This window comes from Methanofollis sp. (assembly GCF_028702905.1).
Lineage (GTDB): Archaea > Halobacteriota > Methanomicrobia > Methanomicrobiales > Methanofollaceae > Methanofollis.
The window spans coordinates 23,348-35,278 of the sequence record NZ_JAQVNX010000014.1 but is presented as its reverse complement, the minus strand read 5'-3'; the positions used below and the strand labels follow the sequence as shown (position 1 = coordinate 35,278).

Below are 11,931 nucleotides of genomic sequence, written 5' to 3'. Positions count from 1 at the left end.
CTTCTTGAACAGTTGTGAGCGGGATGCCGCCCACGCACTGATCGGCAGCGGCACCGACCGGCACCACGAGCAGGATGAGGAGAAGACACACAGTTTTCTCTACAGATATCATCACATCCACTCTCCCACACTGTTCGCAGGCGCAGCAAGCGCAGTCATGCACAGCAGTGCAGCGATACAAAGAACCAGAAATAATCGTGACATACTTCGTTCAACTCCGTCTTGCATTCCAAATTCACCTGTGTTCCCCATCGCCGGACAGACGGTTATGGAGTCAATTATTAGTGTTCTACTCTTCATTTGATATGATATATATTCACATCATTCACATTTGATCGTAACATTGTTATTCTAATTGTTATTTTTGGCACCTTCACTAGCAATTTTAATAACTACGATGAGAGAGTTCTGCGACTGAAATGGGAATGAAAATGGCCGGATAAGGATCTGATCCGGCCTCGCTTTCCCCGAAAAAATATAGGTTGAGCGCCTCTTCACGAAGAGATACCTGCCTGCGATAGCCACAGCAACGACAATGACCCGGGCGATCGAGGTCAGCGTGACACCGCCGGACTCTGTTGCGAGGGCAGTTGTCGTTGCGGCGGTGGTGGCGGCGTTCACCGTTGCAGGTGTCGTTACAATCTTGACCGGTTTTCGGCCACCGCTTCGGGGAAAATGCCGTAGGTGCTGACGCACACTCGACATGCTGTCCTGCAACCGGAAGGGGAGGCCGTCCAGTGGCCGGTTCCCCGCGCCGGTCAAAAATGAGGTTGGTGGTCAGACCTTCCGTTCGACGACCGGTTTCACGTAGTCGGTGTCAACATGAGACAGACGATCCATCTCAGCCTGTTCATCATAATACGACGCACTCTTCTGCACCGCAAGCACCGTCACGTCGCCGTTGACGATGTAATTGCCGATGTTCGAGGTCACCTCGCCGGAGAGCGTGGTGTCGCTACCGCTGGAGGTGTTCGAGAGTTCCTGGTACGACCCGGCGCTCTTTGTCCATGTAAACGAACCCTTTCAGGGTGCCGCTTTCGTTGGTCAAAAGGGTATAGCCGTCATAGGAATAATTCGTCGGCCATGCCGCCACCGGCGCCGCCATCAGGAGCACCGCCAGCATGCACATTCTGCCAGATTTCATTTTTACCTCACATACTTCATTTCAATGCGTGGGGGGCAGGGGGCCGCACCGGCACCGGACCTCAACCGAGCAACACATAAAATAATATTATTCGTATCAGATCAGATTATTATTATTATATTTGGTATTACAATTAGTGAAAAAATTGAGATAAACGGCACGGAATGCGGAGCATACGAAACGTACGGGATGACCGAACCGCCTCCGCAAAAAAAGGGGTAAATGGATCAAAAATTCACTGTTTTGAAAGGTCCACACGGCATTCGGTATTCGTATACGGCTCCACCACCACGTCCTCAACCGTCTTCGACCCGTCCTTGCTCACCACCTTCACGTCGTACGACCCGATCGGGATGTAATAGAACGAAAACGGCGTCTTCTCCCCGGTATCCTTGCCAAACAGGTAGATCTTCGCACCTGGCGACGTGCTGTCAACTGTCAACGACCCGTACGCATAGGGGACCATCCTCAGGTCGACGTTCGCACTCGGCCCAGACGTTGCCGCACCCACCAGCATGACAGTCCGCTCTGCCGGGGCATATCCTGGTTTCGAGACCGAGATCAGGTGCCGCCCCGGGGAAAGATTTTCGATGCAATAGGGCGTGGCAACACCCGTCGCAAACCCGTCGACAAAAATATCGGCTCCCACAGGTTTCGAGGCGACCATGACCGAACACGGCGTCGGCACATCCTTCCTGATCGTCAGGGTCCCGTTTGATGCCATGAAATCCGAGACTTTTTCCGAGATATAACTCCCGTTCACGCACACCGTGACATACCTGTTGATCCCGCCGCCGACCTCGACCTTCTTCGGGAGTTTATACCCGAGATATCTGCCTTTCACCGAGAACGGGCATCCTGAGAGACCATTCGAATCCACGGAGATCGAACACGCGATCCCCTCCGGACCGGTGGTGAACGTCACCGAGGAGACGGCATTTTTATGCACCCATACACTTTCTTTTTCAGATGCAAACTCCACCTTGCCCAGTTTCACTTTAATCGTGTGCAGGCCCTCCTTCAACCCGTACGCCAGCCACGGCGTCTTTCTTCCCGTCTTCTTGCCGTCCACATAGATCTCGGCCCCCTCAGGGAAGGAGTCAACATACACCCCGCCGTACCGGTTCGCGTCCCACGCACGTAACGAATCGAGATCGAACTGCTGGCCCCCAATCGTCTCGAAATCGAGGGCAAGTTCGTCGTCATGTGCAAGATGGATCGTCTTTTCCACGGGATCGGCACCTTCCAGCCTCATCCTCACCACATGATCTCCCCCGGCGGCCGTGATCGTCACCGGCGTCGTCTTCCCGAGATACTCCCCGTCGAGATCGACCAGGGCCCCCGGCGGGTTCGAAAGAAGCGAGACCGCAAACGTCATCGAGGATATATCGACCGGCGTTTCGGTCGCGGCAGGGGCAATCGTCTCGACTACCGTCGGCACAGTTTCGTTCCTCTCCACCGACACGACCTTCTCTTCGGCATGGACGCCGAAGATGCCAAGAATAGCCGTGACGACGCCCCCGAAGAAATCGGACACCTGATCCGCGAAAGTCTTTTCAGGCTGTTCCTTGCCGCCGGGCACCAGGGTATAGACGCCGCCCCGCGTAATCCTGGCAGAAAGATCGCTCTCCTCGGACGTCGTCTCGACGGTGTGCCCATCAGGCCCGAGGAGACCGAAGGTGCCGGAGAGGTTGAGGCGGCCCGTATGGACGACCAGCAGAAGGGAAATGTCAGTCTGCAGATCCGCATCCCCGATCGTACAGGACCAGTTATCGCCGACCCACGACGATTTCAGCGTCAGCACCGTGACGCGTTTCCCCGCATCATCGGTGATCACCGTTCCCTCGGGAATAAAAACTTCGAAAGTGCCGTCATCGGAGAGGAGACGCGTCGCACCCAGACGTCCTCCCGACTCGTTGAGCGCGACCCGCGTGTTGCTCCCGGCGGACGGCCTCTTCACTGTGGCCGTCTCGGTCTCGCTCACCGTGGTCTCGTTGCCGGCCACGGCACCTCCCTTTCTGACGACCAGGACGGCACCCCTGTTCTCCATATAGTCGCCCTTCGTCGTGGTGATGTAACTCTGGATCCCGGCCAGGTTTCCCGACGTCACAAGATAGGGCCTGACATCCAGTTCTGCGACGCTGATCGCCGACGAACCGCCGGTGAGGAGATTGAACCACTCGCCGTCGTTGAATGTGATCCTGTGCTCGTCGTTATCCTCTCCCGACGCTGCCGTCGATATGAGAATCAGCCGGGCAGTCCCGATCCCGGAGAGAACGACCGTGCCGTTGAACGGTGCCGTCGTGATGCAGTCGTCGTTCGTCGTCCCGAAGTCGGGGTTCGCATAGAGGGTATCGGAACCTTCATCGATCCAGTAGGTAATCTCGGGGAGGGCCGGATCCTCGGTGACGACAAGGACGCCGACACCGTAGGTCGCGAAGACGTCGTCCTTCCGCCCGTCGTTCGTGACCGTCACCGTATGCGTACCCGCCACGCCGCCCTTCATGCAGGTCACATTATAGGCGAAGGTTTCCAGGAGATAATCATAGACCCCCTCGTTTTTCCTGTCGCCGTACACCCTGTCTGCCGGGAAAACAATACCGTCGACCTTCAGGGTGATCCTCTGCTCCGTTCCTTTCTTGAGCGTCTCGTCATGCCCCCACGTCGTATAGATGTACAGTCTGGCCAGCCCGACCGTATCATTCGAGGGAATATCGATGGAAAACTCCCTGCTCTCTCCGGCATGGATAAGGCCGGTATAACTGCTGAACTCATAATACGAGACATTCCCATGGAGCGTCCCGGTCTGGTACGTCTTCAGCGGCATCCCGGTATAGCCGTAGTCGGGTATGGAGCCATCCGAATCGCCCCCGGACGACCCGAACACCAGGTCCACGACAGCTGTCTCGTCCTCCAGGACAGGCACGGTCTTATATGAACATTGACCGTTCAGACGTGCCTCTACCGTATATTCCCCGATGATGAGACCGTCCAGGGTCGCCGGCGTCTGAACCGACATATTCTGATTATTATATCCCCCGCCGTCGAGGTACACCCACGCCCCCGACGGCTCGGACGTCACCTCGATGCTCCCGGTGATCGGCTGGAGATCAAAGTGGACCGTAGTATTCGCACCCTTCTTCACCTCGACGGAGCGGTCGTCGGGGATGCGGTACCGGTCCAGTTCGACCCTGACCATGTGGTCTCCCGCGGCGATGCCGTTGATCGTCGCATTCGTGACCCGCGAGGTCTGTTCGTCGTCAAGGACGATCGTCGCACCGGCAGGGGACGAGGTCACCGCGAGGCCCCCGACATCCTTCTCAGGATACTTCACCGTGAGAACGGCCAGCGGGATCTTGAAGAACGCACCCAGATATCCCCCACCGCTCCCGGAGACGCTCAGGTCGCGGGTGTAGGTGAGTTCGCTGCTCTTCTCCGGCGAGATCTCGGCGGTGACGTCCCAGGTCTGGTATCCGGAATAGGCCCCCTGGGATGGATCTGCATCGAGATCCTCGTCATTGAAAGAAAACTCTCCGACCTGACTCGCCATGTGGACGATCGAAAGATCCGCCGCATACTCCCGTTCGTCGTCTTCGGGGAGAACAGCGGTGTCAAAAGTCGTCTCGCCCTCGTACGTCTCGCCGAGGTACTCCTCGACATAGTACGAATGGACATCGTGGCCCTGGTTCACCCAGTAATACACTTCGTCACCGTCACCATCATCGTAGGCGACGACCAGGGTGACGATCTTGATCCTGCCGTCGAAAGTACCCTTGAACCCTTCGGGCTGTTCGGTCTTCACATGGGCCGTCACCGTTCCTTTCCTGATGGCGTCGGTGACGTCGTACCACATCAGGTAGTCGCTCGTCACACGGTTGCAGTGATCGTTCACCGCGACCGGCCCTGTTCCCTCATCGATCGGGAAGGAGTACGGCACCCGCAGGTCTTCGACGCCCAGCGTCCGCATGCCGCTGCCGCCGTCGAACTGGACGGTCGCCCGGTGTTCGTAGTTGTTCTGCATATGGCCGCAGTAGACGGAGGTATAGAGGCGGGCCCATTTGACCGTCGTGTACTCCGGGAGGGTGAACGTCTCCGAGACGTCACGCTCGTTCGCCTTGCCGACGAAGGAGCGTACATAGACCCCCCCGGACACGACGCCGTCTTCGACGGTCGTGAGCGGGATCCCGCCCACGTACTGGTCTGCGGCCGCACAGACGGGCAACAGGAGCAGGAGGAGGAGAAGACACGCCGCTCTTTCCATAGGGGCCATCTTTACACCCCCGTCCTGATCGCCGCCACGGGATCGAGTTTTGCCGCCTTCAACGCCGGATAGAAACCCGAGATCTGGGAGAGGGCGATGGCGATGACGATGCCGAGCAGGAGAATCCCGGGCGTGACCATGGTGATATCGGTATCGGCAAACGTGGCAAAGGTGTCGCCGAGTTGCGCGATGATGAACGGTTTCCCGACGAGATTGATCGCACCCGCAAAAGCGATGCCGAGCAGGTCCCCGAGCACCCCGCCGATCAGGCCGATAAACAGGCACTCATAGAGGATGAGCCTGACCACGTCGCCCGACGACGCACCGACGGCCATCGTGATCCCGATCTCCCGGGTCCGTTCGAAGACCGACGTGATCATCGTGTTCATGATCATCAGCGCCCCCACGATCAGGGCCACGCCCGCAAAGAACGCAAGGAGCAGGACGACCACGTCCATAAGTTTGTTCACCGACTCGATCTGCTCGAACGCTCCGGTGGCGGTGAGCCCGAGACCCTTGATCCCGTCCACGACGGAGAAGACCGTATCAGGACTATCAACCCTGACAAGGACGCCGTCGAACGACGCCGCATCGCCGCGGAGTTCCTGCGCGACACCGCGGTCGATGAGCATCACCTGGTCGAACTGGTCGTCCCGCTCCTGCAGGACGCCGACAAGGGTGAAGTCCACCTCGGTGTCGACGGGCATGCCGCTCTCGTCGTACTCGCGGACCAGGATCGGGATCGTGTCGCCCAGGCGTATCCCTTCGTACCGCTGGAGGGACTCGGCAAGGTCGTGACCGAGGACAGCCTGCCGCGTCCCGGCCTCGAAAGGTACTCCTTTAAGGTACTTCGGCTGGATCACCCCGCCGATACCGCCCGGGTCCACGCCCACGACCCCGAGATAGGTCTGTCGTTTTGTCGCATAGGCGCCCCTGACAATCGCCGAAGACGCCCCTATATGCGATAGACTCGAAATTTCGTCGATCTTCGCCGGGGTGATCAACTGGAGCGTCCCCCCCCGCATATCGGCCGTCGCCTCGATGAGGGTCAGGTCTGTCTGGTCCTTGATCGCCTCCACCGCCTGGTAGCGGATCCCTTCCCCGAGGGAGACTGTCCCCACCACTGCCGCGACACCGATCGCGATGCCGAGGGCGGTCAGCAGCACGCGCATCCGTTTCCGCGACACCTGCCGTGCCGAAATCTTCAGGTACTCAAGAAATTTCTCCATTTTCATGATGAAATCACCCTCCCGTCGAGGAGTTCTATGGAACGGTCGGCCCGCTTTCCGAGTTCCCGTTCATGGGTGACGATCAGGAAGGTCGTCTCCCTCTCCCTGTTCACCGTGCGCATCAACTCGAAGATCCCGTCGCTCGTCTTCGAGTCCAGGTTCCCGGTCGGCTCGTCGGCAAGGACGATCGACGGGTTCCCGACAAGGGCGCGGGCGATCGCCACCCGCTGCTGCTCGCCCCCGCTCATCTCGCGCGGGTAGTGGCTCGTCCGGTTGCCAAGGCCCACCAGGTCGAGGAGTTTCAGGGCACTTTCCTCCCTGACAGACCGTGTCTGGTAGTTGAAGAGCAGGGGATACTCCACGTTCTCCTGCGCCGTCATCGTGGGGATGAGGTTGTAGTTCTGAAAGACGAAACCGAGCGCCTCGCGTCTCAGGGCGACGAGCGCCTGCCCGTCCTCGAAGTTGATGCGCTTCCCGTTGACGACGACGTCCCCGGCCGTCGGACTGTCGAGTCCGCCGAGGATGTTCATGAGGGTGCTCTTGCCGCTCCCGCTCCGCCCGAGAAGGGTGACGAACTCCCCCTTTTCGAGGGCGATATTCACGTCGCGGAGTGCGACCACCTGGTCGGTGTAGGCCTTGGTCAGGCCGTGGGTTTCCATAACAATATTCATCTGATCACCTCCGTTCCAGCCTGAGAACGGCATTTGTCAGGACAAGATAGTCTTTCTCGTCCTGCACGGCAGCAAAATTGTTTTCAGACCGCAGGTACGGGAGGACGTCCCGCCGGTCGATCCCGACCTGCTTCGTTTCGTCGGAGTCGAAGACGTTCACCCATTCCTTCCCATTCGATCCCGGGAAGACGGCGGAAATGATCGCTTCGAAGAAGGACGGCATGCTGGACTCGCCCTCGCGGTTCACGAAGAGGCGGTTGATCACCGGGATATTCTCCCGCGTGTACCCACCGGAAGGGGCGACGAGCAGGAGTTCGGCCGACGAGAGGGAGGACCGGTCGATCGTCCCTTCGAAGTCGATCCGGCCTGTCGCCATCGCGGGCGTGATCCCATAGTTGCTGTACAGGAGGTCGGCCCCCTCCTTGACCCAGACGATCGCTTCAGGCGACGAGGGGTTCTCGTAGACCGCGAGCACCCCGATCCCCTGGACGACGAAGGTCCGGTTGTCGTCGGCCGTGTTTTCCAGGACGACGGAAAAAGTGTTCTTCCCGGGTTCGACGCCACCGGTCTCGAAGATGTCCATGCCGGAGAAGAAGTCGTTGCTGCTCACGAAACCCTTGGAGTCTGCATATCTCCCGGTCCTGTTCACCTGCTCGCCCGTATCCGTGCGGGTGACCGAGATCGCAGGGTAGATCGCCTTCTGGTCGATCTTGCTCCAGGACCAGTAGACATAGAGGCGCTGGTACCTGACCGTCGCGTTGAGAGGGAGTTCGAAGTCATATGCGACGGCATATCTGCCCCCGGGCTTGACGGCGCCGCTATATGTGCCGTTCCCCGCAGTAAAGATATAATCGCCCCTGAACTCGTCGTGGAGCGCCGTGTCGAGGGGGTGGTCCCCGGCATAGGTGGCCGACGCGGGGGCGAGGAGAGAGAGGAGCACGACCAGGGCGACGAGCGCCGCGATCTTACGGGAAGACATAGTCGCCCTCCGCGGCATTGTTCCCCGGGTTCGCATCCCTGACCGCACCGCTCTCGTCCGCGACGATCCTGAGCCGGTGCTTACCGGGCGTCGTATAGAGCGGGACATCGATCGTGACCGTCTCCCCGGCCTTCACGCCGTCGTCGATGTGTTTCACTGCTGCTCTCGCACCGTCAAGATAGATGGTGAGGTCGAAGGAGGGCGCGTCGCTCCCGCCGCTGTTCGTGATCGTGACCGGCACGGTATAGTCCGCATACCCGGCGGCGGCCGCCGGCGGCGCGATCAGCGGGCATGAAGAGACAATGACCGCCCCCGCAATGAGGACGGCGGCACACTTACCACCGGGCGGGCGCCGCACCAGGAACGCGGCGATAAACAACCCCGCACACGCGGCAAAGAGGGGAAGAGGCGACTGCTGGCTTCCGGTCGTCCCGGCCCCCGCGCTCACCGGCGCCCCGATGCGCACCGAAAGGTCGGGGATCGTTCCGACCCTGACCTGGACCGAGGCTTCGGCACTCTCTCCGGCCCGCACGGAGATCGTGCGCCGGCCTTCGGCAAGGGTCATGTTCGCCCGGACCTCCTGGACGCCCGACGCGGCCGGGTCGGCGGCAACGGTCTGCACAACTTTTCCGTCGACCGAGAAGGTCACCGGGATCTTTCCGGCGGGCTTCGACCCGTAGTTCCTCACGGTCGCAAGCACCGTGGCCTCCTCGCCGGCATAGGCCCCTTTCACCCGCGGCGTGTCGACCGTAATGTCGGAACCGCTCTGTGTGCCGGACACTCTGGCGGTGAGAATGGCAATGCTGGGGTGGATATAATCCTCGCCTTCGGGCTTCGTTCCTGTCGTGGTGATGACGCCGTCGCCGTCCAGGTCCCGCCCACGCTCGAAGAGAATGGTGTTATTCTCTTTGAGAAGAGCGCCGACAGGGAAGGTCTCGAAATCGACGTACCGGGTATCGGTCCCGGCCCCGCCCATGGCATTACCGCATCGTTCGTCACCGATATCCAGGGCGCCGTCGGGATAATTCGACATATCGGCCGGAGGGACGCCGAGGTCCTGCCCGTTGAAGACGACATAGTCGGGCTGTCCCTTCGTCGAGGCCAGAAGGAGAATGGAGAGATTTGCACCGGTCAGAACCGCCGGGTCGGCCCGGTCGAAGGAGACCTCGCAACTGTCGTGCCTGGTGGGGTTGGTGCCGGCCCAGCCCTCGCCATGGAGGTTCTCGTTTCCTTCGGCGATCCAGTACTTCGTGACAGGCCCAAATTTATCTTCCACAACGGCGACGACGAAGATGCCATAGACCCGGCCGTCGATCTTGCTCTCGGCCTGGCCCCTGCTGGTCGCAAGAGAGATCGTGTTCTTTCCGCCGTGAAGCGCGGTCGTACAGTCGTGCGCGATCCAGTAGACGCCATAGCCGGTCACATAGGTCTCGTCATGGCGATCGTCTATCCCGAAGAGATTCCTCCTGACCGGGACGCCGTTATTGACGGTAAGTTCTTCCCATCCGGTATACCGTTCTGTCCCTCCCCAGACGCCGGTGTAGACGCGGGCCCATACGGGCCTTGAAGGGAGGGAAAAGGACAACTCCTGGGGAGGGGCCACGAGTCCGTAGGTCCCGAAGGTGAGGACGTCGCCCTGCACCTCCCCCTGCGCGACCACGTCGAGAGGGATGCCTTCGAAATCATAGACTGCCGATACGGGAGCCGCAAGGACGATCGCCGCCAGAACGATACCGAAAAGTATGGAATGAGGGGGGATGGAGCGCATATGATATTCAGATGATGGCGCCAGTTATTAAAAATGTTCTAAATGATGTGAGATGGTATGTTACAAAATATAAATCGTAATCCGCCACCCCCGGATCATTCTGCAAGGACTTTCCGGCCTTTTTGAAGGGGCCGCTGACAGGACACGGCCTTCGGGAGCAGATAGCAGAGGCCTTATTGCAACAGACCCGGAAACAGTACATACCATGCCCCTGAATGCAATCCGCGCTCTCCTCCAGTTCTGCACCGTCCTCCCGCTCGGACGGCCCGCAGACTTCGACGCCTTCGCGCGCCACTCCTGGCTCTACCCTGTTGCCGGGTGGGTCACCGGCGGGTGCGCCGCAGGCGTCGCCTTCCTCCTCTCCGGCAACCCAGGCCTCGCCGCAGCCGCAGCGGTCGCCGCGGCGATCATCGTCTCCGGGGCAAACCACTTCGACGGCCTCCTCGACCTCGGGGACGGCCTGATGGCGCACGGCAGCCGTGAGAAGAGGATCACGGCCCTCACCGACAGGCAGATCGGCGCGGGGGGCGTCGCCTGCGGCATCCTCACGACCCTCCTCGCCGTCCAGGGCCTCTCCACCGTCGCCTCAATCCCCCTCGCCGTCCTGACAGCCGAGGTCTGCGCAAAACTTGCCATGGCCGGGATCACCGCCCTCGGCACACCCTTCCACGAGGGCATCCATGCCTATCTCCACAGCTTTGCACGGCCCTGGTTCGCGGGCCTCGCCCTGCTCCCGGTCGTTCCCCTCGTCCTCCTGGCAGGCCCGGTCCCCCTCCTGAAGGCCCTCCTCGCGACCGGGATCGTCACCGCCCTCCTCATCGCCCTTGCGTACCGCCTCTTCGGCGGCGTAAACGGCGACGTCGCCGGCGCCGCAAACGAGATCGTACGGGCGGCGGCCATTATCGCTCTCGCGATCTAGGGCGCATACACCTTTTTATTCTCCCCTCCCCGGATCTATTCACGATGATGCAGAAAACAGCAACCTACCTGCAGGGCGGGGTGATCACCCAGAGAAACCCTGATCTCTGTGTTATCAGGGTCAGGATCCCGGCAGGGGTCCTCCCGGTAGATAAAATGGCCGGCCTCGCCGAGATCGCCAGAAAATACGGGAACGGCGAGGTCCACCTCACCACCCGCCAGACCCTGGAGATCCCTCAGGTGGACCCCGACAACATCGAGGCGATCGCCCGCGACCTCGAAAAGAACGGAACGCCCCTCGGGGCAGAGCACGACGAGGTCGTCAATATCATCGCCTGCCCTGGCACGGCGCAGTGCAAGTTCTCCAATATCGAAACCTATGACCTCGCCCGGAGGATCGACGAGCGGGTCTTCGGGAAAGACATGCCAATCCGTGTGAGGATCTCGCTTTCAGGATGTCCAAACGCCTGCACAAGCCCGGTGCTCAACGAGATCGGGATCGTGGGCAGGATCCGGCCCCTTCGCATCGAAGGACTCTGCACAGGATGCGGGACCTGCGCCGAATACTGCAAGGAAAAGGCGATCCTGATCAGGAACGGGATCTCAGAGCTCATCCCGGAAAAATGTGTCCAGTGCGGGATCTGTGTTCAGTCCTGCCCCTTCGACCTCCTGAAGTCGGAGTATCGCCACTACCTCATCACCGTCGGGGGGCGGCGGGGACGGCACCCTGCGCCAGGCCGCGAACTCGTCACCGTCGAGACCGAGGAGGAGGCCCTGGCAGTGGTCGACAAGACCGTCTACTGGATCTTCAGAAAAGCATGGAGCGGAAGGCACCTCGCCGACCAGCTCGACGAGATCGGCTTTGAGGATTTCCGCAAGAAGATCCGGGAAGAGTTCAGCGGAGAAACATAGATACATAGCCGGCGCAGGCATCATCGGCACAGGCGATCGCGTCGCCGTC

Annotated in this window: 9 protein-coding genes; 2 read left to right on the top strand and 7 right to left on the bottom strand. The window is 60.2% G+C overall.

The features are described 5' to 3' along the window. Window positions 1-777 precede the first annotated feature (777 nt). The 7 genes from PHP59_RS03250 to PHP59_RS03220 all read right to left on the bottom strand — a co-directional run bounded on the left by PHP59_RS03250 (window position 778) and on the right by PHP59_RS03220 (window position 10,052). Window positions 778-933 carry a hypothetical protein gene (locus tag PHP59_RS03250; protein ID WP_300163523.1) on the bottom strand — a complete coding sequence of 52 codons (156 nt, stop codon included), beginning with the start codon at window positions 931-933 and terminating at the stop codon, window positions 778-780. Between the two features lie 22 nt (window positions 934-955). Beyond that, the gene (locus tag PHP59_RS03245) at window positions 956-1,144 is read right to left on the bottom strand and encodes a hypothetical protein (RefSeq protein WP_300163519.1); all 189 of its coding nucleotides are present in this window, start codon (window positions 1,142-1,144) and stop codon (window positions 956-958) included. A gap of 235 nt (window positions 1,145-1,379) precedes the next feature. Continuing rightward, entirely contained in the window at window positions 1,380-5,414 is a 4,035-nt protein-coding gene (locus tag PHP59_RS03240) for a DUF3344 domain-containing protein (RefSeq protein WP_300163516.1), read from the bottom strand. Between the two features lie 2 nt (window positions 5,415-5,416). After that, the gene (locus PHP59_RS03235; RefSeq protein WP_300163513.1) at window positions 5,417-6,640 is read right to left on the bottom strand and encodes an ABC transporter permease; all 1,224 of its coding nucleotides are present in this window, start codon (window positions 6,638-6,640) and stop codon (window positions 5,417-5,419) included. Further along, window positions 6,637-7,305 carry an ABC transporter ATP-binding protein gene (locus tag PHP59_RS03230; protein ID WP_300163510.1) on the bottom strand — a complete coding sequence of 223 codons (669 nt, stop codon included), beginning with the start codon at window positions 7,303-7,305 and terminating at the stop codon, window positions 6,637-6,639. The genes PHP59_RS03235 and PHP59_RS03230 overlap by 4 nt, the downstream gene beginning before the upstream one ends. 4 nt (window positions 7,306-7,309) lie before the next feature. Further along, window positions 7,310-8,284 carry a DUF3344 domain-containing protein gene (locus PHP59_RS03225; protein WP_300163507.1) on the bottom strand — a complete coding sequence of 325 codons (975 nt, stop codon included), beginning with the start codon at window positions 8,282-8,284 and terminating at the stop codon, window positions 7,310-7,312. Then, complete coding sequence (locus PHP59_RS03220) at window positions 8,271-10,052, bottom strand: DUF3344 domain-containing protein (protein ID WP_300163504.1); 1,782 nt, start codon at window positions 10,050-10,052, stop codon at window positions 8,271-8,273. The genes PHP59_RS03225 and PHP59_RS03220 overlap by 14 nt, the downstream gene beginning before the upstream one ends. 205 nt (window positions 10,053-10,257) lie before the next feature. Between PHP59_RS03220 and cobS the strand changes: the two genes are divergently transcribed. Both cobS and PHP59_RS03210 read left to right on the top strand, forming a co-directional pair. Then, window positions 10,258-10,971 carry an adenosylcobinamide-GDP ribazoletransferase gene (gene cobS / locus PHP59_RS03215; protein ID WP_300163501.1) on the top strand — a complete coding sequence of 238 codons (714 nt, stop codon included), beginning with the start codon at window positions 10,258-10,260 and terminating at the stop codon, window positions 10,969-10,971. Between the two features lie 44 nt (window positions 10,972-11,015). Next, window positions 11,016-11,882, top strand: a complete 867-nt coding sequence (locus PHP59_RS03210) for a 4Fe-4S binding protein (protein ID WP_300163498.1) — start codon at window positions 11,016-11,018, stop codon at window positions 11,880-11,882. Window positions 11,883-11,931 lie beyond the last annotated feature (49 nt).

Excerpts from the sequence above, each read along its gene's own strand:
- PHP59_RS03210 (WP_300163498.1), top strand. The coding sequence starts at position 11,016 with ATGATGCAGAAAACAGCAACCTACCTGCAGGGCGGGGTGATCACCCAG.
- PHP59_RS03235 (WP_300163513.1), bottom strand. The coding sequence starts at position 6,640 with ATGAAAATGGAGAAATTTCTTGAGTACCTGAAGATTTCGGCACGGCAG.
- PHP59_RS03220 (WP_300163504.1), bottom strand. The coding sequence starts at position 10,052 with ATGCGCTCCATCCCCCCTCATTCCATACTTTTCGGTATCGTTCTGGCG.
- cobS (WP_300163501.1), top strand. The coding sequence starts at position 10,258 with ATGCCCCTGAATGCAATCCGCGCTCTCCTCCAGTTCTGCACCGTCCTC.
- PHP59_RS03230 (WP_300163510.1), bottom strand. The coding sequence starts at position 7,305 with ATGAATATTGTTATGGAAACCCACGGCCTGACCAAGGCCTACACCGAC.
- PHP59_RS03225 (WP_300163507.1), bottom strand. The coding sequence starts at position 8,284 with ATGTCTTCCCGTAAGATCGCGGCGCTCGTCGCCCTGGTCGTGCTCCTC.
- PHP59_RS03240 (WP_300163516.1), bottom strand. The coding sequence starts at position 5,414 with ATGGCCCCTATGGAAAGAGCGGCGTGTCTTCTCCTCCTCCTGCTCCTG.
- PHP59_RS03245 (WP_300163519.1), bottom strand. The coding sequence starts at position 1,144 with ATGAAATCTGGCAGAATGTGCATGCTGGCGGTGCTCCTGATGGCGGCG.